This window comes from Ruegeria sp. BI11 (assembly GCF_056538005.1).
In genome coordinates, this window is sequence record NZ_JBQFSM010000010.1 from 113,216 (window position 1) to 137,869 (window position 24,654).

Genomic DNA, 24,654 nt, shown 5'->3' on the forward strand with positions numbered 1-24,654 from the left:
CGTGGTACTGCAAAGTCTTTCCCTTTTACCTTAGCGCAGCTAAACGACCTGTATAGGGTGCAATTGCGCTCATCGGCAGAAACCCCCGCCAAAAAAGGACGCTTAAGCCTTTGACCGACCTGTATCTTACCCCACCGGTGGCCGCTTTGATTTTCTTTGTGGTGGTTGTTTGCGGCCATAATTTCCGCATGACCTGGAAACAACAACCGCCGGGATGGCAGAAACGGGCCTGGCTGTTTGGTTTGCCTGCGGGAATCGGCCTTCTGGTACTGGGCTTTTTGCCGCTGAAGCTGTGATGCTGATTTGACTCTGACAGGGGTGGCTGGCATATGCCGGGCACTGATTTTCCAGGAGACCGCCCATGCGTCTTGTGCCTGTACTGGCCTTCGCCACTTTGTTGTCCGGCTGCCTGTTCGACAAAGAACCCGAAGTGGTTCACCTGTCGGGCGAGACAATGGGAACGACCTTCAATATCACCGCAATTGGCGAGGATCTGGACGAAAACGCGCTGGCGGTGGAAGTCGAAAAGACTCTGGCCGAAGTCAATGCCAAGATGTCCAATTGGGACCCGAATTCCGAAGTTTCGACCTTTTCTGCCGCGACCAGCACTGATCCGGTGCCAGTATCCGCTGAATTCGCTCAGGTGATGGCCGCCGCGAATGACGTACATGAAAAAACAGGCGGCACGTTCGATGTGACCCTTGGACCTTTGATCGAACTGTGGGGTTTTGGTCCACGCAAGCCAGAGGACCCGGTTCCGTCGGATGTCGAGGTTCTGGAAGCCCTGAATGGCGTCGGACAGAAGCGGTTGTTAACATTGGACACCGAGGCAGGAACACTGGCTAAATCCGAACCCGGCGTTGGGATCAACCTGTCCGCCATTGCCAAGGGTTATGGCATCGATGCCGTTGGCGAGACCCTACGCGACGCAGGGATCGAGGATTATCTGGTCGAAATAGGCGGCGATCTGGTCACCAAAGGGCAGAACGACAAGGGTGAAGACTGGCGGATCGGAATTGAAAAGCCGCAGGCTGGGGCGCAGACCTATCAGCTGATCGTGTCGGTCAGCGATTTGGGCATGGCCAGCTCGGGCGATTACAAGAATTACTTCGAACAGGACGGTGTGCGGTATTCGCATATTATCGACCCGACAACGGGGCGCCCGATCACGCATAGGACCACCTCGGTGACAGTTCTGGCAGAAAATGCGATGATGGCGGATGCCTGGGCGACCGCGATGCTAGCGCTGGGTCAGGAAAAGGGCCTGGAACTGGCTGAGGAACATAAACTTGCCGTGTATTTCATCTCGCGGGATGTGACAGGCGGCGAAGAAGCCTATATCACGGTGCACAGCACTGCGTTCAAAGACGCGCTTGGAACCAACTAACTGGCAGGAACCACGATGAGCACTTTTATTCTGGCCTTTATTCTGCTCGCCCTCGTGATGGTGGGTATGTCGCTGGGTGTCATGCTGATGGGCAAGACCATCAAGGGCAGTTGTGGCGGTCTGAATGCGATCTCAGGCGCGGATAAATGTGTAGTTTGTCAAAAAGACGTCGATCCCAACAGCCCGCTGCGCGATCAGTTGCAGTGCAAACGCGCTAGGAAAATGCTGGAACAGATGGAACGGCAGGCCGAAGCGTAAATTACGCTTCGCTGCGGGCTGGAAATTGGCTAACTAGGTCCTCGACAATCGGGGAGATACTGCGTTGGCTAAGGCAAAAAACATCCTGTTCATCATGTTCGACCAGCTGCGCTGGGACTACCTGAGTTGCTACGGCCATCCGCATTTACACACTCCAAATATCGACCGCCTGGCAGCGCGCGGTGTCCGGTTTGACCGTGCATATATCCAGTCTCCGATCTGCGGCAGTTCGCGCATGTCCACCTATACCGGCCGTTACGTGCATTCGCATGGGGCGTCGTGGAACAACATCCCCCTGAAAGTCGGCGAGATAACGTTAGGGGATCACCTGCGAAAAGCGGGTATGGACTGCTGGCTGGTTGGCAAGACACATATGGCCGCCGATGCCGAAGGGATGGCCCGTTTGGGGTTGGAGCCTGATAGCATCATTGGGGCCCGCGTTGCGGAATGCGGTTTTGATGTATTCGAACGTGACGACGGGTTGCGCGCTGAGGGACCGGATGGGTTTTACGATCCGGACGGGGCAAAGAAATATAACCAGTACCTCTCGGACAAAGGATATGAAAGCGACAACCCCTGGCATGACTTTGCCAATTCCGGTCTGGACGCCGACGGCAACGTTTTATCAGGCTGGTTCCTGAAAAACTCATCCGAGCCTGCAAATATCGCTGAAGAAGACAGTGAAACGCCATACCTGACAACCCGCGGCATTGAATTCATGGAAGGCAATGACGGGCCGTGGTGCTGCCACCTCAGTTTTATCAAGCCACATTGGCCTTATGTGGTCCCCGAGCCTTATGCATCGATGTACGGGCCCGAGCATGTGCTGCCTGTGGTCCGGTCCGAGTCCGAACGAGAGGATGCACACCCCGTTCTCAGAGCCTTCATGGACACCAAAGTCGGACAGGCCTTTTCACGTCAGGATGTCCGTGAGGCGGTGATCCCGGCTTACATGGGTTTGATCAAACAGGCGGATGACCAGATGGGTCGCCTGTTCGACTGGATGGAAAAAACCGGCCGAATGGACGATACGATGATTGTGCTGACTTCGGATCACGGCGATTTTCTGGGCGATCACTGGATGGGTGAAAAAACCTTCTTTCACGATGCTTCGACCAAAATGCCTCTGATTGTTTATGACCCGTCACCCGAAGCAGACGCTACGCGTGGTACAACCTGCGATGCGCTGGTCGAGTCGATTGATTTGGCCCCCACCTTTCTGGAAGTGGCAGGTGGTGAAGATGCCGGACATATCCTGGAAGGTCATTCCCTGTTCCCGATCCTGCACGGTCGGTCCGACAAAATTCCCCGCGATGTTGCAATCTGCGAATATGACTATTCCGCATCCCCCATCGCGCAAAGGCTGAACGCGTCCGTTCGCGATGCGGTGATGTTCATGGTCGCCAATGAAAGATGGAAGCTGATTCACTGTGAAGGCGGGTACAGGCCGATCTTGTTTGATCTTGAGAACGATCCCAATGAACTGATCGATCTAGGTGACAGCGCGGACCATTCGGATGTCATCGCGCAGATGTATGAGCACCTGTTTGCCTGGGCGCGCCGCCCGTCACAGCGCACCACGCGGTCCGAACAGCAGTTGATCGATATGCGAACCCGAAGCGGGGGTACGGGTATCATGATCGGCATTTACGATGAAAACGATGTTCCGCTGGAGCTGACAGTCAAATACCGGGGGCGCAAGGCCCGACCATTCACCGAATACATCGACAAGGATAAACCGACCCGGCATTAATTCTGCCCGCTGCAGGCCAAAAGGCGGTTCACCCGCCGAAGGTCAGGCGGTAAAAGACCGACCAAGAGCAGAAATCCGGAGAGCCATAATGACCGCCCCTAAACCCGTCGTCCTGTGCATTCTTGATGGGTGGGGTCTGTCAAAGGACACCAAGGCCAACGCGCCGTATCTGGCCGATACCCCGACGTTCGATGCCATCATGGCCAACGGGCCTCACGCGACTCTGATCACGCACGGGCCAGATGTCGGCCTGCCCAGCGGTCAGATGGGCAATTCCGAGGTCGGCCATACAAATATTGGCGCAGGCCGCATCGTGGCAATGGATCTGGGGCAAATTGATCTGGCGATCGAAGACGGCTCGTTTTTCAACAACGACGCCTTGCAGGACTTCATTGACAAGGTAAAAGCCTCGGGCGGTACCGCACATCTGATGGGGTTGGTGTCGGACGGCGGAGTACACGGGCATCTGAATCACATCATCGCGGCCGCCAAGGCCATTACCGATGCAGGTGTTCCCGTCGCATTGCACGCGATCACCGATGGGCGAGATGTCGCTCCTAAATCGACCTTTACCTACATGGCTGAGCTTGAGGACCGTTTGCCCAAAGGCGCGCGTGTTGTGACGGTTAGCGGGCGCTATTTCGCAATGGACCGTGACAACCGCTGGGAGCGCGTCGGCGAAGCCTATGAGGCGATGATCAAGGGGCAGGGGCGGACTGCGGCCACGGCCCACGGTGCGGTCGACCATGCCTATAATCAGTCGGAAACCGACGAATTTATCGTGCCGACGGTTCTGACCGGTTATGATGGCGTCAAGGATGGCGACGGTGTCTTCTGTCTCAACTTCCGAGCCGACCGGGCGCGTGAGATTCTGCGCGCGATTGGTGAGCCAGATTTCGCAGAATTCGACACTGGCCCGCGCCCGCATCTGTCCGCGTTGCTGGGCATGGTGGAGTATTCGGACCGCCACAACGCCTATATGACCACCGTCTTCCCCAAGCGCGATATCGTGAATACGCTGGGCGAGTGGGTCGCCAAACAAGGGCTGCGTCAGTTCCGCCTGGCCGAGACCGAGAAATATCCACACGTCACGTTTTTTCTCAACGGGGGCAAGGAAACGCCGGAACAGGGCGAAGACCGCTTTATGCCAAAATCGCCAAAAGTGGCGACATATGATTTACAGCCCGAGATGTCCTCGGCCGCGGTAACCGCAAAATTAGTCGAGGCGATTGAGGCCGGATATGACCTGATCGTCACCAACTATGCCAACCCGGATATGGTTGGGCATACGGGCGATCTGAATGCCGCGATCAAAGCCTGTGAGGCGGTGGATCAGGGCCTGGCGCAGGTTGTGGCTGCGCTGAAAAAGGCCGGCGGTGCAATGATCGTCACGGCTGACCACGGCAATTGTGAAATGATGGTGGACCCCGAAACTGGCGGGCCACACACCGCTCATACGCTCAACCCGGTGCCCGTGGCGTTGGTCGGAGGACCGGAAGGTGCAACGCTGCGTGACGGACGCTTGTCCGATCTGGCCCCGACCCTGTTGCAGTTGATGGGCCTGAACCAGCCGCCCGAAATGACCGGTAAGAGCTTGCTGTCATGACCTTGCGCGGGCTTCTATTGGCACTGCTGTTTACGACGCCGGTCCATGCCCAGACCGACCCGTCCATAGCCGCGCTGAATGCGGCGCAAATGCTGGAAGATGCCTCCGTCGCCCTGACCGAGGCCAACAGTGCCCGCGACCGCGTGCGCGCCCTGACCGAAACCATTCAGGCCTACGAGGCCGGTTTGACGGCCATGCGCGAGGGTCTGCGCCGCGCTGCCACGCGCGAGGCGCAGTTGACCGCGGAATTACGCAATCGCGAAGACGAAATCGCGCAGTTACTAGGCGTATTGCAGACCATCGAAACAACAGCGCCGCCGGTTCTGATGCTGCATCCTTCGGGCCCACTGGGCTCGGCCCGAGCAGGCATGATGCTATCCGAGGTTACACCAGGCCTAAACGTTCGTGCGCAAGAATTGGCCCATGACCTGCAAGAGGTGCAGACCCTGCGGCAGCTACAGCAAAGCGCCGCGGACACGCTGACCGAGGGCCTGACCGGAGTTCAAACTGCCCGCACACAGCTGAGCACCGCCATAGCAGATCGGACCAATCTGCCTGTGCGTTTTGTCGAGGACCCGGTTCGAACGGCAATCCTGATTTCGTCCACCGAGACTTTGGAGGGGTTTGCCAGCGGTCTGTCAGAGATCTCTGAAGGCGAGATCGCCGAAACCAACGCGGATATTTCCCAGCGTAAGGGAGAGGTTGCCTTGCCTGCGCAGGGTGTTCTGTTGCACCGTGCCGGTGAGACGGACGCGGCAGGGGTCAAGCGCCCCGGTGTGGTGCTGGGCACCCGACCCCGCGCAATTGTGACATCGCCGACAGCGGCTACGATACGCTATCGCGGGCCGCTTCTGGATTTGGGGAATCTGGTGATTTTAGAGCCTCAGCCCGGACTTTTATTCGTGTTTTCGGGCCTGCAAGAGGTCTACGGCAACCCCGGACAAGTAATCCCAGAGGGCACTCCGGTCGGTCTGATGCCTGGTGAAACACCCGAAATCGGCGCTATTTTGTCAACAAGCAGTGATGGCACTGGAACTGACCGGTCAGAAACGCTCTATATAGAGGTAAGACAAGATAACAGCCCCGTGGACCCGGAATCGTGGTTTCGGACCAGCAAGGATGGATAAACGAGTATGAAGAAATTTGTGATGGCCGCTTTGGCCGGAACCGTGGCAGGTGTAGTAGCAACTACTCAGATTGCAGGCCCCCTGCTGGCGCAAGAGGCCGAGAATAACGCTAGCGTCTATCAGCAGCTAGACCTGTTTGGCGACATCTTCGAGCGCATCCGCGCCCAATATGTCGAAGAGGTAGAGCCTGAGGAACTGATCGAAGCCGCCATTGACGGGATGCTGACTTCGTTGGATCCGCATTCCAGTTATCTGTCTCCGGACGACGCGGAGCAGATGCGTGTGCAGACACGTGGTGAGTTCGGAGGGCTGGGCATCGAGGTCACGCAGGAAGAGGGCTTTGTGAAAGTCGTTTCTCCCATCGATGACACCCCTGCGGATGCGGCAGGTATCGAAGCCGGAGATTTCATCACTCATGTGGATGGCGAGAGCATTCTGGGCCTGACACTCGACAAGGCGGTGGACCTGATGCGCGGCCCTGTCGGGTCCGAGATTGTCATTACCGTGGTTCGTGAGGGTGAGCCCGAGCCATTCGATGTCACCATCATTCGTGACACCATCAAGCTGACAGCCGTACGCGCCCGCACAGAAGGCACTAGCGTTGTTCTGCGTGTGACCACTTTCAACGATCAAACCTTCCCGAACCTTCAGGAAGGGCTAAATGAACAGATTGAAGAGGCCGGCGGCATCGAAAAGGTCAACGGCTTTGTTCTGGACCTGCGCAACAACCCCGGTGGTCTGTTGACTCAGGCGATCAAGGTGTCGGACGCCTTCCTGAACGAGGGTGAGATTGTTTCGACCCGTGGCCGCGATCCGGGTGAGGGTGAGCGGTTCAACGCCTCGCCTGGCGACTTGGCGGAAGGCAAGCCGATCGTGGTTCTGATCAATGGCGGTTCGGCCTCGGCCTCCGAAATTGTTGCCGGTGCTCTGCAGGATCACCGTCGCGCTATCGTTGTTGGTACCAAGAGTTTTGGTAAAGGGTCGGTGCAGACGGTCATGCCCCTGCGTGGTGATGGGGCCATGCGCCTGACCACATCGCGGTATTACACGCCGTCAGGTCGGTCAATCCAGGCGCTCGGCGTCAGCCCCGACATCATCGTCGAACAACCGCGCCCAGAAACGGATACAGAGGAAGAAGACTCAAATCGTCCTGCCCGGTCCGAGGCCGACCTGCGAGGCAGCCTGAATAATGACAGCCTCAGCGAAGATGAGATTCGTCAGATCGAGGAAGACCGCGCCCGCGCAGAAGCTACCGCCGAGCTGCGGGAAGAGGATTATCAACTGGCCTATGCCATCGACATCCTGAAGGGACTGTCGGCCTTCAACCCGAACGGGCCGTCGCAGTAAACGAACAGGGCCGCCAGACAGGCGGCCCTTTTTCTTTGGCGGATCAGCTTTCCACTTTGTGCAGCTTTTCCTCATCCAGCAACATTGCCAATACGACACCGACGGATACTGACACGGTGGCAAAAATGAATGCCATGTTCATACCGGTGTCAAAGGCTGCGGCAATGGCGGCTTTGACCTTTTCGGTCTCGCCTGTGCTTAGTTTCTCCATGACTGCCTGGGCTGACGAGGTGGTCAAGGTGCCACCGTTAATGGCCCGCTGATCGGCTTCCGACATGGTGATCCCGGCTGCCGTCAGACGTTCACCAAGGCTGCGCAGACTGGCCAGATACATGATCGCGGTCGCACAGGCCACCGAGATGGCACCATAGACAAGGTGAGTCATAAAGCTCAGCCCGCCAACCAGACCGGCCCGTTCCGGTTTTACCGCGCAAACAGCTGCGGTTCCTGATGGGCCAACCGTCAGTGTAGCGCCTAGCCCGATCATCGCCATGCCAGGCAGGATCTGGAAATACCCCAGCCCTGCAGGCATCACAACAACACTGGCCGCCCCGATGGTGGCGCACAGGTAGCCCCAGAACAAAAGCCGCTTGGGGCCGAAATCGTTGTATAGCTTACCCGACAAGATAGATCCCACAGCCAGCAGAACGGTCAGAGGAGCCAACCCGAAGGCGGACTGCAAGGTCGACCAGCCCAGAACCTTTTGCATGTATTGCGGGAAATACATCAGCCCCACGAATGCGGCTGAGACATTGAACATGTTTAGCCCCAGCGTGATGCGGAACTCTCTGTTCGCCATCATCTGCGGTAGCAACAGCGGCTCCTTGACCCGTTTTTCCACCTGCGGGAATAGGACAAACAGCACAGCGCAGACAAAGAACAACATCAGCAATGGTGACGACGTCCAACCCCAATCGGCGCCCACATCCAACCCGTAGAGTAAAAGCAGGACAGCGATAGACAGAACCGCCATCCCGGCAACGTCGATATGTTCGCCCTGTTTATGCTGGGTTTCACGCTGCATCAACACTAGGGCAGTGACCATCGAAATGGTCGCAAACACCACATTCGCAAGGAAGAACAGCCGCCAATCCCCCAGACTGACCACCGTGCCGCTGATCAGAGGGCCAATGACGTTGCCGCAGGTAACGCCCGCCAGAATCAACCCCATGATCAGGGCGCGATGTTCGGGGCGCGAGACTTTGGTGGCGCCAAAGGCCAGCGTACAGGGCCAGACACATCCAGCACCGATCCCCTGCAAAGCGCGCGAGACGATCAGGAAATCCAGACTCGGCGACACAAAACACATGACAGAGGAGAACAAAAAGATCGACAGGCCGATCAGCATCATCTTGCGATGCCCATACATGTCACCAAGCCGCCCCCCGGCAACCATGGTCATGGCAAAAAACAGGGCATAGATGTTCAGGACCCATTGGGTGCTGGTGATATCGGCGTCGAAACTGTTTTCGATGGCCGGAACCAGGATCAGCGCACCGGTAAAGTCTATGCCGATCCCAAACCCCGTTACCATCAACGCAATGACTTTGACGATACTGCTGCGGTCCATGAGCTTGCCCAGGTTGCTGCGGGTCACTCAAGGATGCACGGAATTGTTTTGAAAAGATAGGGACTTGCCCCGGCGTGGATTACTCGCCCGGGCTCTGCACCCGTCGGAATACCCGTTTCAACATGTCCAGTTCCGCGCGCAACAGCTCGACTTCGGCGCGTAGATCATCCGCCGCCGGAACGCCCGCGATGATCGTGAAATCCCCGAGCTTTTCAGATGTGGCGGCGTCCACGATGATAAAGCAATGCACACCGTCGGACAGGGCGGCCAGGGGCACGGGGACGGTCAACGCCCATCCGTCATCTGCAGGCGTTACACGCACGTCCTCCAAAGGTTCTCCCTGGTAAAGTACCTCAATCTGCGCGTCGGTTTGCAGATGCCCTTGCCAAAGACCGTTTTCGAACCGAATAGGCCTTAGTGTCGGATGCGTCATGGCGGGACCTCTCACAAATCGGCGCGGTGGTGGCGGCAGAAGGTCAGATCGCGCAGCGAAATTCGATTCATCTGCGGGTTTTCAAAGATCAAGTCCAGCCAGATTTTCTCGATCCGCGACTCGTTCAAAGGCAGATGCGCCAGATCGAAATCAACCGAAGCGGAATGTGCAGATAGATCCAACTTGCGCAAAACCTGTTCTGCATTAGGCCCGTGTTGGATGTTGAGGCGGGCGAAAACTTCAAGCGAATGCTCGGCCTCGATCAAGGTATCGACCCGCATCAGATGTTGTTTGGTCAAGCCCTGAACAGCATCGTGCGGCAATCCCACAGAAAGGGATAGGAAGGATCCCGAAAACCCGAAAACTTCGACCATCAGTCCAAACGCTGCCAAATCCTTGTCGCGGGTATTTCGGGTTTGCCGCATCGCAATTTCGGCCAATGAACAGTCGTGGAACAAAGTCACCTGCTGGTCTATTTGTGACTTGCGCCGGGCCGAGGCCATCCCCGGACGCGCCAACGGTCCTCGCCACAAGTCCGGGCGCCAACACCAATCGGTGCCGAGAGGTTTGGGAAACTGGGTTGATCCGATTCTAGGTCGGGACAGACGACCGTCGGCCTCATGGATCAACATCTGTAAATGTGTACGCAGCTTGCGTGCATCGTCACGCTGCTGACGCAGCTGCGGTTCGGGCGTGACAGACGCCCCGCGCAGGGCCTGGCGCCAGCGTTCGACGGCGCGGCGTTGAATATAGCGATCCAGAAGTCTGCCCATGGTCCCATCATTCAGAGTGTGACCCTGTTTAGTCAAAGACAACGCAGGGTTTAAAGGAGAATAAACGATACTGGGGGACAAATCTCGCGAATTTGTGACTGTTGGGGCGGATGGGCAAACCCGTTGAAACCTGTTAGCCCGGCCATTCTTGCAATCAAACGGGTCAGTGCGTACCGTCTGATACCTGATTGCAGCGGATCATCCGAAAAACGCACCCAAAAGATTTGAGGCAAGGCCGGGGTATGGAACCCACTCTGTTCGCTTTCATATGGAAACACTCGAAGAAACAACAGCTTGTTCTGCTGTTTCTGACGGTATTGTCGTTTCCGTTTCTCTATGCCTCGCTTGAATTGCCCAAGCAGATCATCAACGGAGCCATTGGCGCACCCAGTGATACGGTGACGATCCTTGGCTATACTGTGACGCAGGTGCAGTACCTGTTGATCCTGTGTTTCGCATTTCTGGCCACGGTGATCGCCAGCGGGTTGATGAAAATGCGCATCAACACGATGAAAGGTGTACTGGCTGAACGTATGTTGCGGCGATTGCGGTTCACTCTGATCCACCGCACCATGCGGTTTCCGAAATCCTATTTCGCCACCACCAGCCAGGGCGAGTTGGTGTCGATGATTACCTCTGAAGCCGAGCCTATGGGCGGGTTGATGGGCGACGCGATCGCGCAGCCGGTGTTCCAGTTCGGGCAGATGATGACCATCGTCACTTTTCTGTTCATGCAGAGCGTCTGGTTCGGCCTTGCCAGCGTCGCGTTGATCCCGCTGCAGGCCTGGCTGATCCCAAAGCTGCAGCGTCAAATCAACCTGTTGAATAAGGAACGCATTCAGGAGGTGCGCAACCTCAGTTCTGAGATTGGCGAAAGCGCGGCTGGTATCAGCGATTTACGCACCAATGGCGGCTGGCGATACCGGCAGGCGCAGTTCAGCCATCGTTTGGGGCTTTTGTTCGAGATCCGGTTCAAGATCTACAACAAAAAGTTCTTTATGAAGTTCCTCAACAATCTGATCACGCAGATGACGCCCTTCCTGTTCTATTCGGTCGGCGGCTATCTGGCGATCACGGGTGAGGTAACAGTCGGCGCACTGGTCGCGGCGCTTGGGGCCTACAAGGATCTCAGCGGTCCGTGGAAAGACTTGCTGACCTACTACAATCAGGTACAGGACATGTCCCTGCGGTGGGAGGTTGTGACCGAACGCTTTGCACCGTCAAACATGATCCCCGAAGAACTATTCGTGGGTGAGCCCGAGACTATTCCGCATCTGGCTGGCGATATAGAACTACGCAATGTCACCGTGCGCGATGATGACGGTAAGACCATTCTGGAAGATATCGACCTGACAATTCCCAAGGGCGCGCGGGTTGCGATTCAGTCGACCCACGCCGCGGAACGCAACGCGCTGGCTCAGCTGCTGACGCGTGAAGTTTTGCCGGTGCAGGGCGACGTGATCATGGCTGGTCACAATTTGAAAGACCTGCATCAGGTCGTAATTGCGGCTCGGATTGGCTATGCCTATTCGAGACCTTATCTGTTCGATGGCACGCTGGGCGACAATCTGTTGATGCCCCTACGGCCGCATCCTCAGCATGAGGCCGATGCCGTCAAAACGCCAAGCCGCTGGCAGATCGAAGCCGCCCGGTCGGGGAACCCAACGGACTCGCTGACGGATGAATGGATTGATCCCGAGTTGGCCGGGCTGGACAATGTCGATGAGATTCGCGCCTGGTGGTTCCAACTCGTCGAAGCCATGGGTACGGACGAGCTTATGCTGCGTCGCACTTTGCGCACGCAGTTCGATCCCAACCTGCATCCCGATCTGGCGCAGGACGTGGTCAACCTGCGGGGTACGATTGCTGAAAAGCTGCGGGAAAAAGGGCTGGATCGGCACGTCTATCGGTTCGACCCGGACCGTTTTAACCCGGCGGTGCCCTTGGGTGGCAACCTGCTATTCGCGACCCCGTCCCGTGACATCACACCCGAGTCGCTGGCCGATGATCAACGGTTCAAGAACATGCTTGGGCTGCATGATCTTGCCGATGATGCCATGTCTATGGCCAGCGCCGTAATGGAGACGTTGGATCAGGCTTTTGGGCGTGATGGCACCGATCACCCCCTATTCCTGCGTCTTGGGATGTCCAAGGACATGTATCACCGTCTACTCGACATCAAGGATCGACGTAAGTCGAAAGGAGAAGACGGGATCACCGAGGACGAGCGTGCCTTGTTGCTGACGCTGCCGTTCCTGCTGACCGCCGAGCAAATCGGCCCAGATTTCCCTGAGGAATACAAAGACAAGATTCTGTCCATCCGCAAAGATCAGTCCGAACGGCTACGTGGGGCGCTGGATGGTATGTTCGTGCCGCTGTCTCCTGACAGCTACATTCCGCGCCTGACCGTTATGGAAAACGCGATTTATGGCCGGGTGTCCCTGATGGCCGGTGCCCATGCCGACGAGATTGAGGATGTCGTGGCCCAGGCGGTAAATGAGGCGGGTCTGCGCCGTCGGGCCGCGTCCACTATGTACGATCTGCCGACCGGGCTGGGCGGAAACAACTTGCCAACTGTGTTCCAGGAGCGTGCGGCGTTCTCTCGCGCCGGGATCAAACGCCCCGACATCCTGATCCTTGACAAGGCGTTGGCCAGCCACGATTCCCAAAGCCGATTGCGCACACGCCTGCGGCTGCGAGAGTTGCTGCCCGACTCAATCATGATCTTCATGGAGGATCACTTTGCCCATCCCGAGGCCTATGACCTGTTCATCGAGATCAAAGATGGCCGGATTGACGGTGTCTCGCGGACGCAAACCCACTCCGAAGACGGTGCCTCAGCCGATTTGAGCCGTAAGCTGCAAATTATTTCTTCGACTGAGCTGTTCTCGGGCCTTGATGCGCGTAACCAACGCCTGTTGGCCTTTTCGGCACAGTGGTATGAGGCGGCTGAAGGGCAAATGATCTTCTGTCGCGGGCAATCACCTGATGCGGCTTACCTGTGTATCAAGGGACAAGCCAACCTAGACTGGACTGATGAAGGCAGCGGCACACGCACCATATCAATCATCGAACCGGGTCGATTGATCGGCGATCTGTCTATCATCACCGGAGAAACCCGCCAACTGGATTTGACTGCGGCCACGGACTGTACATTCCTTCGCATTGGGGCCGAAGAATTGCGCGCCGTAATCGAAAGTGATGCTTCGGTTGCGGTTCGGTTGTTGCAGACTGTTGCAGGTTACCTGACTACGTTGTCCAACAGGATCAACACCGTTCAGAATGCGTCAGAGGTTTTCCCTGACGTACCACATTCCATCGAGGGCAAGAGCTCTGGCAACAATGCCTGACCCAGACGCATATTCCGCCCACGAGCAACTTGTGGGCAACGCGCGCGCGCGACCCGAGTTGTGGCGCCTTGCGGTGGGGCTGGGCATTGTCCTTGTTCTATATGTCGCGCTGAATACCGTTTTGTTTGCAATTGTTGGGGGTTTGGTTCAGCCGGAGCAGGCGCAGGACCTTCTGCGCGGTACCTCTCCTTTGGCCACGCTGGTTTTGCTGCTGAGCTTCGGCTTCCTGACGTTGGGCGTCGCCATCGCGGTACGGCAGATGCAGCACCGGTCATTGTCTGCGATTCTTGGACCCCGCAGCCTGTTTGTGCGCCAGTTCTGGCGGGTTTTACGGGCTCTGGTGATTCTGGGTTTGGTAATGGTAACCCTTCCACCTTACGGGATGGGAGAGGAGCTGACGCAAAACCTGAGCCTGTCGACGTGGTTGCTCTTGCTGCCTGTTTCAGTGATTGCTGTCCTGATTCAAACGAGCGCCGAAGAAGTGCTGTTTCGTGGCTATATCCAGCAATCCCTAGCGGCCAGGTTCCAGTCTCCGGTGATCTGGATGGGGTTGCCTTCAGTTTTGTTCGCCGCGGGTCACTATGCGCCCGGCGTGACCGGTGAAAACGCGCTGCTGGTGGCGGTTTGGGCCTTTATCTTCGGTGTGCTGGCCGCGGATCTGACTGCTAGGTCTGGAACACTAGGGCCTGCTATCGCATTGCACTTTTTGAATAATGCTGTCGCGTTACTCTTTATCTCGCTTCCGGAAACGTTTAGTGGACTAGCCCTGTTTCTGATGCCAGACAGCATGACTGAAACCGGCGCGATGCGGCAATGGCTGTTTGTGGATTTCGCCGTAATGACTGTCGGCTGGCTAGCTGCGCGTCTTGCGCTCAGGCGTTGATTGCATTTCCTTCCGTAGCGTCTTATTTGACGTCAAAGCCGCATAACAAGGTTCCGACATGAACTGGATCACAAACTACGTCCGCCCCCGGATCAATTCGATCTTCTCGCGCCGGGAAGTGCCTGAAAACCTATGGCACAAGTGCGATGAATGCGGCACGATGCTGTTTCACCGCGAACTGGCGGAAAACCAGAATGTCTGCACGCAATGTGATCATCACATGGCGATCACCCCACGTGAACGTTTCTCGCACCTTTTTGATGGCGGCATTTTCACCGAGGTCGAAGTTCCGGCACCAACCGCCGATCCGCTGCAATTCCGAGACCAGAAGAAATACCCGGACCGCATGAAAGCTGCTCAGAAAAAGACCGGCGAGGCCGAGGCGATGCTGGTCGCTCAGGGCGAAATCGGGCGCACGCCGATCGTGGCTGCGGCGCAGGATTTTTCGTTCATGGGCGGGTCGATGGGCATGTATGTCGGCAATGCCATCATCGCCGCCGCGCAAGAGGCGGTAAAGCTGAAGCGCCCGCTGATCCTGTTCTCGGCCGCAGGGGGCGCCCGGATGCAAGAAGGCATCCTTAGCCTGATGCAAATGCCGCGCACAACCGTAGCTGTCGAAATGCTGAAAGAGGCGAACCTGCCCTATATCGTCGTGCTGACACATCCCACCACCGGTGGTGTTACCGCGTCTTATGCGATGCTGGGTGACGTTCATATCTCAGAGCCCAACGCGCTGATCTGCTTTGCAGGACCCCGCGTGATCGAACAAACCATTCGTGAAAAACTGCCCGAAGGGTTCCAGCGCGCCGAATACCTGTTGGATCACGGCATGTTGGACCGCGTTACCAAACGGACCGAAATGCGAGATGAGCTGATCACCATCACGCGGATGCTTATGAACCAGCCGCCGGCGGTCAAAGGCGATCTGCCCGCGCCTCAGCCCGAAGAGGCCAAGGCCGAAACCTCGGCCGAGGAAACGGTCGAAAAATGACCAACCCAACGTCTGACCTCATCCTTGATCGGATGATGGCGCTGCACCCCAAGATCATTGACCTGACCTTGGATCGTGTCTGGCGTTTGCTGGCCGCGTTGGACAACCCGCAAATCAAACTGCCACCGGTGATCCACATTGCCGGAACCAATGGGAAGGGCTCGACCCAGGCGATGATCCGCGCCGGGTTGGAGGGGGTAGGGCTGTCTGCCCACGCCTATACCTCGCCCCATCTTGCACGGTTTCACGAACGTATCCGGCTGGCCGGAGAGCTGATCTCGGAACCTGCGCTGACTGCGGTTCTGGATGAATGCTATGCGGCCAACAATGGCGAGAATATCACCTATTTTGAGATCACAACCTGCGCGGCCTTGCTGGCATTTGCGCGGGCACAGGCAGATTACACGCTGCTTGAGGTTGGCTTAGGTGGCCGTTTGGACGCCACGAATGTTATACACGAACCGGCCGTGACGGTGATCACACCTGTTTCAATCGACCATGAACAGTTTCTCGGGGACACGCTGGGCAAGATTGCTGCCGAAAAGGCGGGGATTATCAAACCCGGTGTGCCCTGTATCGTCGGCCCGCAACAGGATGAGGCGCTCGAGGTCATCGAATACACCGCCGCGCGTCTGGGTGCGCCACTGTTGATCCACGGTCAGCATTGGCATGTGCACGAGGAAAACGGACGCCTGATCTATCAGGACGAAACGGGTTTGCGCGACCTGCCGTTGCCAAACCTGCTGGGCGCGCATCAGCTGCAGAACGCAGGCGCCGCGCTGGCCGTTCTGCGGCACCTTGATATGGGCGACGACGCCTATGAGGCCGCCGTAACCCGCGCCGAATGGCCCGCCCGTATGCAGCGCCTGAAAACAGGCCCATTGGTCGAGGCCGCACCGCAAGCCGAACTTTGGCTGGATGGTGGTCACAATGCTGCCGCAGGAATAGCACTGGCCGATGTTTTGGCCAGATTACCGGACCGTCCGACGCATATGATCTGCGGTATGCTCAACACCAAGGATGTAACCGGATATCTCGCGCCGCTTGCGACACAGGCCCAAAGCCTGACCGCCGTTTCTATCCCCGGCGAAGCCGCGACGCTGAGCGCTGAAGATACCGGCGCAGCCGCCGCTAAAGTCAACCTGCCCGCCACAACTGCTGACAGTGTTGCCGACGCTCTGCGGGCAATTGTTGAGGAAAACCCGCAAGCGCGCGTTCTGATCTGCGGCTCGCTGTATCTGGCCGGCAGCATCTTGCGCGAAAACGGCTAAAATCTCCGCCCGCAGGGGCTTCATCTGACCCAAAATATCCGGGGGGAGGTGTGAAAAGCGCGACGGAGGCAGAGCCCCCTATTTCCCCCAATCCTGCGCCTGCATTTCCCGCAGGCGTGAAGCGGTGCGTTCAAACTCGAACGTTCCTTCGCCTTCGACATAAAGCATCTCGGGTTCAGCAGCGGCGGAACAGATCAACCGAACTTTGGCTTCATACAGGGCATCGATCAGCGTGACGAACCGTTTGGCCTCGTTGAAGTTGTTGCGCGACAGGCGCGGAATGTCCTCCAGCACCAGAACCTTCAATTCCTCTGCAATCGCCAGGTAATCTGCTGGGCCCAACATGCGACCGCACAGATCGTAGAATGTGGCCCGCGCTACGCCGTTTCGAAATGCTGGCAGCTCGACCGACCGGCCTTTGACCTGCAAGATCAGCGGTTCTGCAGCACCGCCAGACAGATCGGTCCAGACGTCCCGAATGCTCTGCCGCGCTTCGGGTCCGATTGGGGTGAAGTAAACCGGTGCGCCCTCCAATCGGTTCTGGCGGTAATCGGTGGGCGACACCAACTCCCACACCTGAAGCTGCTCCTTGATGCGGGCGATGAAGGGCAAAAATAACTGCCTGTTCAGCCCGTCTTTGTACAAATCATCGGGGTGCCTGTTCGACGTGGTCACAACTACGACGCCGCCCTCATAAAGCATATCAAACAGACGCCCGACGATCATCGCATCGGTGATGTCGATGATCTGCATTTCGTCAAAGGCCAATAGTTTGACCGACTTCACAACCTCCTGCGCAACAGGGGCCAGCGCATCTTCGACCCCGTCCTGACGGGCCTTGTGCATACCGGCATGAATTTCCTGCATAAAGGCATGGAAATGCACGCGCCGCGCGGGAATGTCCTCTAGAGCGTCGACAAACATATCCATCAGCATGGATTTGCCGCGCCCCACGCCTCCCCACAAGTACAACCCTTTTGGCGGAGGTGGAGCCTTGCGGAACAACCCGCGTTTGGCTGGGGCAGACAAAGCCGCGCGGATACGTTCGAAATGGGGTAGAACGGCCTCTTGCGCATCGTCCCGGGTCAGGCTGCCCTCGGCAATGCGGGCGTCGTAAATCGAAATCAGATCCGTCATGAGATCGAGCCATAGCGTCCGGGTTGCGCCTTGAAAAGCAGCCATTTCCCATGACACATCAAATTTCCTTATCAGTGACCGCAAATCTGCTGATTTGACCGGTCGGGCGAATCCGCTAACGTCGGCCGAACCAGTACCCCCAGAGGTCTCCATGCCGCACTCTGCTCGCCTACTGAACCCAATTCTGATCGTTGGATGTATCATCATCACGGTCAGCTTTGCTGTGCGCGCCTCGTTCGGGGTGTTCCAGATTCCGATCGCCAGCGAGTTTGGCTGGTTGCGCACTGATTTCTCATTGGCCATCGCGATCCAGAACCTGGCCTGGGGGATTGGGCAGCCGATATTTGCTGCAATGGCCGAGAAAATAGGCGACAGGAAAGCTATTATCCTAGGCGCGCTGACCTACGCGACAGGTATGGTGCTGTCGGCTTGGTCCATTACGCCGTTCGGCCATCAGATGTATGCGTGGCTGGTTGGATTTGGCATTGCGGGCACCGGATTTGGCGTCGTGCTGGCAGTGGTCGGGCGTGCGTCGTCTGATAAGAACCGCTCTATGTCTCTGGCCATCGTCACGGCGGCAGGCAGTTTCGGCCAGGTGATTGGCGCCCCGACCGCGGAATGGCTGCTCAGCTTCCTGCCGTGGCAACAGGTATTCCTTGTCTTTGCGGCCGCGATCCTGGGCCTTGTGCTGACGTTGCCCTTCATGCGCGCGCCTCAGCCGGTCACCAAAGCCGAGCTCGAAGAAAGCATGAGCGAGATTCTAGGCCGCGCCTTTCGCGACCCCTCTTATGCGATGATCTTTCTGGGGTTTTTCAGCTGCGGCTACCAACTTGCATTCATCACCGCTCATTTCCCCGCCTTCGTGACCGAAATGTGCGGCCCGATCCAACCCGGCGGCGTGCTGCATTCGCTGGGTATCACCACCACCTCGGCTTTGGGTGCCGTGGCGATTTCGCTGGTGGGGCTCGCCAATATTGGCGGTACATTGCTGGCCGGCTGGGCCGGCAATCACTTTCCCAAAAAATATCTGCTGGCGGCGATCTATACCGCCCGCACATTGGCGGCTGCGATGTTTATCCTTATGCCGATCACACCAATGTCGGTCATCGTATTTTCGATCGTCATGGGCTCACTTTGGCTCGCCACCGTGCCGCTGACCTCGGGTCTGGTCGCGCATTTGTATGGGCTGCGTTACATGGGCACTCTGTACGGCTTTATCTTCCTCAGCCACCAGATTGGAGGTTTCCTGGGCGTTTGGCTGGGCGGCCGGATGTACGACGTCTATGGTGATTACACAATGGTCTGGTGGATCGGCGTAGCTGTTGGCGCCTTCAGCGCCATTGTCCACCTGCCGATCCGTGAAAACCGCAGCGCGACGCCAGTTCCTGCCTGATCTACTTGGCCTCATCCGGGGTCAGCAGACCTTCGGCCACTAACCGATCCGCCCAGCCTTTCGGGCCGGTGAAGTGATGCGTCTGCCAGCGCCGCGCACGCGCCGTTTCGATGTTGTCGATCCGGTCATCGGCAAACAACAAACTGCTGGGTGGAAGGCCGCAATCCGCCTCGACCATCTCATAAATCGGGGCGTGCGGTTTGACCGTTTTCATTCGTCCGGACACGTATTGCCGGTCAAATTCATTCAGGAACGGATAGATCGTGGTGGCATAGTCGAAATTCTGCACACCGAAGTTGGTCAAGGCAAAAACTGGCACGCCTTTGGCCCGCAATGCCCGTTGCAGCCGAACGGAATGAGGGATTTCCGGCGTCGCCAATTCGATCCACTCATCATGCCACATGCGAATTTCGTCGCGCCATTCGGGGTATTTCTCGGCCCAGTCATAGATCGTATCGGTGAAGTGATGGCCCTGATCGACCAGATCGTTCATCCCGTGCAGATCAACCTCGTCGAACATGGCGCGGCGGCGCTCTTCTCCGAGAACCTTGTCGTAATAGCGTTCTGGCTGCCATTCGATCAGAACATTTCCAATGTCGAAAATTACGGCTTCAATCGGCATTTTACGCCCCTATGGAATGAATCTTTATGTCCGCCCGACTGAACCAATCCTCGCCCGGTTTTACAAGGCACAACCGCAGCGCGCAGTGCTGCCCGGCCCAACGGGAGAAGACGCATCTTCGATGTGTCGCCGACCGGCGGGAACGCTACTTGCGCCGCGCCGCGCGCAATTCACGTTCCAATGCATCCAGAAACCGTGAACGGTCCGCCTTGCCAAAGGGTTTGCCTCCGCCACCAACCCCCAGAGGGTTGGCCGCCCGCAGGTCCGCCATCAAGTCGCGCATCGCCAGTTGCTGGCCGATATTGGCCGCCGTAAACGCCTCACCATTGGGGCGCAACACCCGAGCACCGGCCTCAACGCATTTGGCCGCCAGAGGGATATCCGACGTCACCACCACATCCCCTGACCCACAGCGTTCGGCGATCCACTTGTCGGCTTCATCAGCGCCCTCGGACACGATGACAACCTGTACAAGAGGGTTCGCCGATGGCCGCAGCCCACCATTCGAAACCAGAGCCATCGGTACCTTGTGGCGTGTAGCCACCCGCTCGGCCTCGGCTTTTACAGGGCAGGCATCGCCATCGACATACAGCGTGGTCACGCCTTCTTGGCCTGTTTCTTGGCGGGCTCCGCGGGTTTCTTGCGCACCTTGAACTCTTCCGGGATCGGCATTCGGTTGAACGCGTCCAGACCGGCGATCTTGTAGGCTTCGGCCAACGTCGGATAGTTGAACGTGTTCTGTACGAAGTAATCCACCGTGCCTTTCAGGTTCAGCACCGCCTGCGCGATGTGTATCAGCTCAGTCGCGCCTTCACCGACGATCTGCACGCCCAGCACCCGACGGGTTTTCAGCGAGAACAGCATTTTCAGCATGCCGTGTTCCAACCCCATGATATGCCCGCGCGAGGTCTCACGGAACCGCGCCACGCCGACTTCATAAGGGATGCCGCGTTCCTGCAATTCTTCCTCGGACATACCACAAGTGGAGATCTCGGGTACCGAATAGATGCCGTATGGGTACCATGGGCTTTCCGGCAGGGTGGGGGTGTCCAGCGCATGACAGGCCGCCACGCGTCCCTGTTGCAGCGAAGTTGAGGCCAGCGACGGGTGCCCGATCACATCACCGGTGGCGTAGATGTGCGGCACTGCGGTTTGGTAGGTCTTACGGTCTACCTTAAGGCGGTTGCGATGGTCCGTTTCCAGCCCGACAGAGTCTAGATTCAGCGCCGAAGTTGCTCCCATGCGCCCGGCAGCAAACAACAGCATTTCGGCGCGCACATGGCGCCCGTTGTCCAGCGTAACCTCGACGTGATCACCCGCGTCCTCGATTTTTTCCACGGCAGAGCCCAAACGCAGATCGACGCCGTTTTCGCGGATCTGATGGGTGAAATCGTGGATCAGCCGCTTGTCGATGAAATCCAAGAACGTCTCGCGTGGCTCGATCAGGGTTACACGCACATCCAGCGCTGAGAACATCGTTGCATATTCGACGCCGATCACGCCGGCACCGATCACGACAAGTGAGCGCGGAATTTCGGCCATTTCCAGAAAGTCATCACCGTCGACAACGGTTTTGCAGTTGAAGGGCACGTAATCCGGGCGGTAAGTCTTGGTCCCCGTGGCGATCAGGAACTTGGCCGCAGTCAGGCGCGTGGTTTCGCCGGCATCGGTGGCGACCTCTACCTCATGCGGGCCGACAAATTTGGCCAGCCCGTTCAGGGTTTCCACGTGGTTGCGGTTGAACTGATGCTCCAGCACGTCGACCTCATGGTCCAGCGTCATGTGCAAGCGTGCCTTGAGGTCCTCGGCGCGGATCTGATCTTTGACCCGGTAAGACCGACCATAAAAGCTGCGCTCGCGCCAGCCGGACAGGTTCAGCACTGTTTCCCGCAGGGTTTTCGAAGGGATGGTGCCGGTATGAACCGACACGCCACCGAACCGGTCTTTGCGGTCGATCACTAGAACGCGCCGTTTCAGTTTACCTGCCTGAATAGCGGCAGAACGCCCGGACGGGCCTGACCCGATAATGATCAGGTCATAGTCATAGTTGCTCATCCGTTAGTCTCCGTACAACGCTTCGGCGTGGAAGGTGATGTGGTCTTCCATGAAGGTCGAGACGAAGAAATACGAGTGGTCATAGCCCGGCTGCAAACGATAGGTCGCCTGCTGGCGCCGTTCAGCAATAGCGTTTGCCAGAGCCTCGGGGCGCAGCAGATCGATGAACTGATCATTGGCACCAGTGTCGATCAGGATCGGACCGTCGAAGCCGACCTCTTTCATCATCAGCGAGGCGTCGTGCTTGGCCCATCCGGCTTCATCATCGCCCAGATACGCGCTGAGCTGTTTGCGACCCCAATCCGCACCAGTCGGGTTAGAAATCGGCGCAAATGCCGAAACCGACCGGAACCGACCCGGCAGGTTCATTGCCAGTGTCAGCGCCCCGTGGCCGCCCATCGAATGACCGGTGATGGCCTGACGTTCCATGTCGATGGCGAAGTTTTCCGTCAGCAGGGCAGGCAGTTCCTCAGCCACGTAGTCCCACATGTTAAAATGCGGTGCCCATGGGGATTGCGTTGCGTTCACGTAGAATCCGGCCCCCTGACCCAGATCGTAGTCGTCGTGATCGGCCACACCTTCACCCCGGGGCGAGGTGTCGGGGAACACTACGGCGATGCCTTGTTCAGCCGCCCAGGCCTGCGCGCCAGCCTTGGTCATGGCGTTTTCATGGGTGCATGTCAGACCGGACAGATACCACAGAACAGGAACCGGGCCGTCTTTGGCTTCGGCGGGTAGAAACAGACCAAAGGTCATGTCGCATTGGCAGGCTGACGACGCATGGCGGTAGACGCCCTGCACGCCACCGAAACAGGCGTTTTCCGAAAGGGTTTCCATCTGGCAGAGTCCTTAATTTTAGGTCGCGTTATGGCTAACGATCCAAGAGCGCCGCGTAAAGACCATGCGACTTTGGCCCGCAACTTTTTGAACGACCCCGATCAGAGCGTCCCGACCCAGGCGATGACCACCGGCAAGGTTAGAATACTGGCCGCTGTTGACAGCAGGATCGCCGCTGATGCTCGGTGCGGGGCCACGCGGTAATGGGCCGCCAGCATGTAAACATTTCCTGCCACCGGCAGCGCCGCTGCGGCAATGGCAACTGTGGCGGAAAAGGCATCCACCGGCATTAACCATACCAGCACCACCGCTACACAAGCCGGATGAACGATCAACTTACAAAAACTCAGCCACGCCGCGACTTGAACGCGTTCGGCGGATTTGGACGCCAAAGAAGCTCCGATTGCGAACAAAGCCCCTGGTGTGGCCGCCCCGCCCAAAATGGTCAGAAAGTCATTCAGGGCGACCGGAACCGGGACCTGCAATGCCGACCACAGCAGCCCTGCTGAAATAGAGATGATCATGGGGTTCTTTAACAAGCCCACCCCGATCAAACGCAAGGTTGCCGGGGTCAATCGCCCGTCGCGGCCCGCGTTGATCAAAATCACGATCAGCGACGAAAACACCACCAGATCAACGGTCAGAACCAGCATGACCGGCCCGATCGCGGCCTCGGACAGCAACAATGCCAGCATTGGTAACCCCAGAAAACCGACATTGCCGATAGCCGCACATTGGGCCTCGACCGCCGCAGTGGGAATATCAAGTCCGCGTGTCCACGCCACGACGGTTGCCAATATGTAAACGGCAAGGGTGCCTAGCAGATAGCCCAGCATCAACCGTCCGTTGAAAATATCGGCAAAGGGTAGGGTTGCTGCAAAACGGAATAGCATCGCCGACAGGGCAAAATAGAACACGAATTTTGTCAGATAGGCTGTCGCATCCTCGGTGAAAAAACGGGTGCGTCCAGCCCAGTACCCCAGGCCGATGATCGCAAAAAACGGAAGCGTGCGCAGAAATATCTCGACCATGCCCAGAGTGTTAGCATCGTTTAGCCGCGCGGCAAGCCCAGAAAAACCGAGACGGGCTGACACGTAAATCTGACGCAGATATGAATAGATTTAACCTCTCGACACGGAACGGAATCACGAAAACCATTGTATCTGAACTGATCGGTTTATAGTTTGAGGGGAACACCAACCCGAGGAGAGCTCATGACCCAGACCGCCGCCATACTTCGCACGGGCCGCAAATTCGATCAGGTATTGCGTGGTGCCCGAGAAGTTTTCATGGCGGATGGGTTCGAAGGTGCAAGCGTTGATGACATCGCGCGCGCGGCGGGCGTGTCCAAGGCGACGCTTTACAGTTATTTTCCTGACAAGCGATTGTTGTTCATGGAAGTCGCCCAGACAGAATGCAAGCTTATGGCTGAAAAAGTCATTTCGATGATCGACGACTCCAAACCTGCGCGCGAAGTTCTGACGATCACGGCAACGCAGCTGACGGCTTTTCTAGTGTCCGATTTCGCGCAGCAGGTGTTTCGCATCTGCGTTGCCGAGCGGGACCGTTTCCCCGAATTGGGCATGGCGTTCTACAAGTCCGGACCGCAGAACGGTAAGCGCCATATGGTTGAATATCTGGAGAAGGCCGTTGAAAAAGGTGAGCTGGCCATCGAGGATTTGCAGATCGCTGCCGAGCAATTCTCGGAATTGTGCAAGGTCCGCGTTTGGACCAAGGCCGCGTTGGGCATTCAGACCGGCTTCAGGCAGTCCGAAATTGATGAGATCGCGCTGCAGGCGGTCGACATGTTCATGGCGCGCTACGGTGTCTGATGGACCAGACTACGCAACGATGTAAGGCA

At 57.5% G+C, this 24,654-nt stretch carries 22 protein-coding genes; 13 read left to right on the forward strand and 9 right to left on the reverse strand.

Annotated features, from left to right (window positions below; translation table 11 throughout):
• Positions 1–110: 110 nt before the first annotated feature.
• The 7 genes from ACR0DT_RS19065 to ACR0DT_RS19095 all read left to right on the forward strand — a co-directional run bounded on the left by ACR0DT_RS19065 (position 111) and on the right by ACR0DT_RS19095 (position 7,478).
• Complete coding sequence (locus ACR0DT_RS19065) at positions 111–296, forward strand: hypothetical protein (RefSeq protein ID WP_058281551.1); 186 nt, start codon at positions 111–113, stop codon at positions 294–296.
• A 65-nt stretch (positions 297–361) separates the two neighbouring features.
• Entirely contained in the window at positions 362–1,387 is a 1,026-nt protein-coding gene (locus ACR0DT_RS19070) for an FAD:protein FMN transferase (RefSeq protein ID WP_480712275.1), read from the forward strand.
• A 15-nt stretch (positions 1,388–1,402) separates the two neighbouring features.
• A complete protein-coding gene (gene nqrM, locus ACR0DT_RS19075; protein ID WP_480712276.1) occupies positions 1,403–1,645 on the forward strand; it encodes a (Na+)-NQR maturation NqrM in 243 nt (80 codons plus the stop codon).
• Between the two features lie 64 nt (positions 1,646–1,709).
• Positions 1,710–3,398 carry a sulfatase-like hydrolase/transferase gene (locus ACR0DT_RS19080; RefSeq protein ID WP_480712277.1) on the forward strand — a complete coding sequence of 563 codons (1,689 nt, stop codon included), beginning with the start codon at positions 1,710–1,712 and terminating at the stop codon, positions 3,396–3,398.
• 88 nt (positions 3,399–3,486) lie between these two features.
• The gene (gene gpmI, locus ACR0DT_RS19085) at positions 3,487–5,004 is read left to right on the forward strand and encodes a 2,3-bisphosphoglycerate-independent phosphoglycerate mutase (protein ID WP_480712278.1); all 1,518 of its coding nucleotides are present in this window, start codon (positions 3,487–3,489) and stop codon (positions 5,002–5,004) included.
• Positions 5,001–6,131 (forward strand): murein hydrolase activator EnvC family protein, encoded by a 1,131-nt coding sequence (locus ACR0DT_RS19090; RefSeq protein ID WP_480712279.1) that lies wholly within the window; start codon positions 5,001–5,003, stop codon positions 6,129–6,131. The genes gpmI and ACR0DT_RS19090 overlap by 4 nt, the downstream gene beginning before the upstream one ends.
• A 6-nt stretch (positions 6,132–6,137) precedes the next feature.
• Complete coding sequence (locus ACR0DT_RS19095) at positions 6,138–7,478, forward strand: S41 family peptidase (RefSeq protein ID WP_480712280.1); 1,341 nt, start codon at positions 6,138–6,140, stop codon at positions 7,476–7,478.
• A gap of 43 nt (positions 7,479–7,521) precedes the next feature.
• Here the strand turns inward: ACR0DT_RS19095 and ACR0DT_RS19100 are convergent, their stop codons facing one another.
• From ACR0DT_RS19100 to ACR0DT_RS19110, 3 genes are read right to left on the reverse strand one after another with little or no spacing between them, the layout of a single operon-like run.
• Entirely contained in the window at positions 7,522–9,075 is a 1,554-nt protein-coding gene (locus ACR0DT_RS19100; protein WP_480712281.1) for an MFS transporter, read from the reverse strand.
• A 52-nt stretch (positions 9,076–9,127) separates the two neighbouring features.
• Complete coding sequence (locus tag ACR0DT_RS19105) at positions 9,128–9,481, reverse strand: hypothetical protein (RefSeq protein WP_480712282.1); 354 nt, start codon at positions 9,479–9,481, stop codon at positions 9,128–9,130.
• Positions 9,482–9,492: 11 nt separating this feature from the next.
• On the reverse strand, positions 9,493–10,254 hold the full coding sequence (locus ACR0DT_RS19110; protein ID WP_480712283.1) for a DUF6478 family protein: 762 nt from the start codon (positions 10,252–10,254) through the stop codon (positions 9,493–9,495).
• A 242-nt stretch (positions 10,255–10,496) separates the two neighbouring features.
• Here ACR0DT_RS19110 and ACR0DT_RS19115 point away from each other — a divergent pair, with 242 nt between their 5' ends.
• Genes ACR0DT_RS19115 through ACR0DT_RS19130 form a run of 4 tightly spaced genes read left to right on the forward strand, consistent with a single transcriptional unit; the run spans position 10,497 to position 16,749 of the window.
• On the forward strand, positions 10,497–13,604 hold the full coding sequence (locus tag ACR0DT_RS19115; RefSeq protein WP_480712284.1) for an ABC transporter transmembrane domain-containing protein: 3,108 nt from the start codon (positions 10,497–10,499) through the stop codon (positions 13,602–13,604).
• Complete coding sequence (locus ACR0DT_RS19120) at positions 13,597–14,487, forward strand: CPBP family intramembrane glutamic endopeptidase (RefSeq protein ID WP_480712285.1); 891 nt, start codon at positions 13,597–13,599, stop codon at positions 14,485–14,487. The genes ACR0DT_RS19115 and ACR0DT_RS19120 overlap by 8 nt, the downstream gene beginning before the upstream one ends.
• A 58-nt stretch (positions 14,488–14,545) precedes the next feature.
• Positions 14,546–15,478: an acetyl-CoA carboxylase, carboxyltransferase subunit beta gene (gene accD, locus ACR0DT_RS19125; protein ID WP_480712286.1), complete on the forward strand. Its 933-nt coding sequence runs from the start codon at positions 14,546–14,548 to the stop codon at positions 15,476–15,478.
• Positions 15,475–16,749 carry a bifunctional folylpolyglutamate synthase/dihydrofolate synthase gene (locus ACR0DT_RS19130; protein ID WP_480712287.1) on the forward strand — a complete coding sequence of 425 codons (1,275 nt, stop codon included), beginning with the start codon at positions 15,475–15,477 and terminating at the stop codon, positions 16,747–16,749. The genes accD and ACR0DT_RS19130 overlap by 4 nt, the downstream gene beginning before the upstream one ends.
• A 78-nt stretch (positions 16,750–16,827) precedes the next feature.
• On the opposite strand, the gene zapE is transcribed toward ACR0DT_RS19130, so the two are convergent.
• Entirely contained in the window at positions 16,828–17,886 is a 1,059-nt protein-coding gene (gene zapE / locus ACR0DT_RS19135) for a cell division protein ZapE (protein WP_480712288.1), read from the reverse strand.
• A gap of 151 nt (positions 17,887–18,037) precedes the next feature.
• Between zapE and ACR0DT_RS19140 the strand changes: the two genes are divergently transcribed.
• Positions 18,038–19,279, forward strand: a complete 1,242-nt coding sequence (locus tag ACR0DT_RS19140) for an MFS transporter (protein ID WP_480712289.1) — start codon at positions 18,038–18,040, stop codon at positions 19,277–19,279.
• A gap of 1 nt (position 19,280) precedes the next feature.
• Here ACR0DT_RS19140 and ACR0DT_RS19145 read toward each other — a convergent pair whose 3' ends face one another.
• The 5 genes from ACR0DT_RS19145 to ACR0DT_RS19165 form a co-directional block, all read right to left on the reverse strand.
• The gene (locus ACR0DT_RS19145) at positions 19,281–19,901 is read right to left on the reverse strand and encodes an HAD family hydrolase (RefSeq protein ID WP_480712290.1); all 621 of its coding nucleotides are present in this window, start codon (positions 19,899–19,901) and stop codon (positions 19,281–19,283) included.
• A 145-nt stretch (positions 19,902–20,046) separates the two neighbouring features.
• Positions 20,047–20,502 (reverse strand): YaiI/YqxD family protein, encoded by a 456-nt coding sequence (locus ACR0DT_RS19150; protein ID WP_480712291.1) that lies wholly within the window; start codon positions 20,500–20,502, stop codon positions 20,047–20,049.
• Entirely contained in the window at positions 20,499–21,956 is a 1,458-nt protein-coding gene (gene sthA / locus ACR0DT_RS19155) for a Si-specific NAD(P)(+) transhydrogenase (RefSeq protein ID WP_480712292.1), read from the reverse strand. The genes ACR0DT_RS19150 and sthA overlap by 4 nt, the downstream gene beginning before the upstream one ends.
• A 3-nt stretch (positions 21,957–21,959) precedes the next feature.
• Positions 21,960–22,793 carry an S-formylglutathione hydrolase gene (gene fghA / locus ACR0DT_RS19160; RefSeq protein ID WP_480712293.1) on the reverse strand — a complete coding sequence of 278 codons (834 nt, stop codon included), beginning with the start codon at positions 22,791–22,793 and terminating at the stop codon, positions 21,960–21,962.
• Between the two features lie 101 nt (positions 22,794–22,894).
• A complete protein-coding gene (locus ACR0DT_RS19165) occupies positions 22,895–23,824 on the reverse strand; it encodes an AEC family transporter (protein ID WP_480712323.1) in 930 nt (309 codons plus the stop codon).
• A 183-nt stretch (positions 23,825–24,007) separates the two neighbouring features.
• Between ACR0DT_RS19165 and ACR0DT_RS19170 the strand changes: the two genes are divergently transcribed.
• Positions 24,008–24,625, forward strand: a complete 618-nt coding sequence (locus tag ACR0DT_RS19170; RefSeq protein WP_480712294.1) for a TetR/AcrR family transcriptional regulator — start codon at positions 24,008–24,010, stop codon at positions 24,623–24,625.
• Positions 24,626–24,654: the final 29 nt, after the last annotated feature.

Excerpts from the sequence above, each read along its gene's own strand:
- ACR0DT_RS19070 (WP_480712275.1), top strand. The coding sequence starts at position 362 with ATGCGTCTTGTGCCTGTACTGGCCTTCGCCACTTTGTTGTCCGGCTGC.
- nqrM (WP_480712276.1), top strand. The coding sequence starts at position 1,403 with ATGAGCACTTTTATTCTGGCCTTTATTCTGCTCGCCCTCGTGATGGTG.
- gpmI (WP_480712278.1), top strand. The coding sequence starts at position 3,487 with ATGACCGCCCCTAAACCCGTCGTCCTGTGCATTCTTGATGGGTGGGGT.
- ACR0DT_RS19090 (WP_480712279.1), top strand. The coding sequence starts at position 5,001 with ATGACCTTGCGCGGGCTTCTATTGGCACTGCTGTTTACGACGCCGGTC.
- ACR0DT_RS19095 (WP_480712280.1), top strand. The coding sequence starts at position 6,138 with ATGAAGAAATTTGTGATGGCCGCTTTGGCCGGAACCGTGGCAGGTGTA.
- ACR0DT_RS19105 (WP_480712282.1), bottom strand. The coding sequence starts at position 9,481 with ATGACGCATCCGACACTAAGGCCTATTCGGTTCGAAAACGGTCTTTGG.
- ACR0DT_RS19110 (WP_480712283.1), bottom strand. The coding sequence starts at position 10,254 with ATGGGCAGACTTCTGGATCGCTATATTCAACGCCGCGCCGTCGAACGC.
- ACR0DT_RS19115 (WP_480712284.1), top strand. The coding sequence starts at position 10,497 with ATGGAACCCACTCTGTTCGCTTTCATATGGAAACACTCGAAGAAACAA.
- ACR0DT_RS19120 (WP_480712285.1), top strand. The coding sequence starts at position 13,597 with ATGCCTGACCCAGACGCATATTCCGCCCACGAGCAACTTGTGGGCAAC.
- accD (WP_480712286.1), top strand. The coding sequence starts at position 14,546 with ATGAACTGGATCACAAACTACGTCCGCCCCCGGATCAATTCGATCTTC.
- ACR0DT_RS19130 (WP_480712287.1), top strand. The coding sequence starts at position 15,475 with ATGACCAACCCAACGTCTGACCTCATCCTTGATCGGATGATGGCGCTG.
- zapE (WP_480712288.1), bottom strand. The coding sequence starts at position 17,886 with ATGACGGATCTGATTTCGATTTACGACGCCCGCATTGCCGAGGGCAGC.
- ACR0DT_RS19140 (WP_480712289.1), top strand. The coding sequence starts at position 18,038 with ATGCCGCACTCTGCTCGCCTACTGAACCCAATTCTGATCGTTGGATGT.
- ACR0DT_RS19145 (WP_480712290.1), bottom strand. The coding sequence starts at position 19,901 with ATGCCGATTGAAGCCGTAATTTTCGACATTGGAAATGTTCTGATCGAA.
- sthA (WP_480712292.1), bottom strand. The coding sequence starts at position 21,956 with ATGAGCAACTATGACTATGACCTGATCATTATCGGGTCAGGCCCGTCC.
- fghA (WP_480712293.1), bottom strand. The coding sequence starts at position 22,793 with ATGGAAACCCTTTCGGAAAACGCCTGTTTCGGTGGCGTGCAGGGCGTC.
- ACR0DT_RS19165 (WP_480712323.1), bottom strand. The coding sequence starts at position 23,824 with ATGGTCGAGATATTTCTGCGCACGCTTCCGTTTTTTGCGATCATCGGC.
- ACR0DT_RS19170 (WP_480712294.1), top strand. The coding sequence starts at position 24,008 with ATGACCCAGACCGCCGCCATACTTCGCACGGGCCGCAAATTCGATCAG.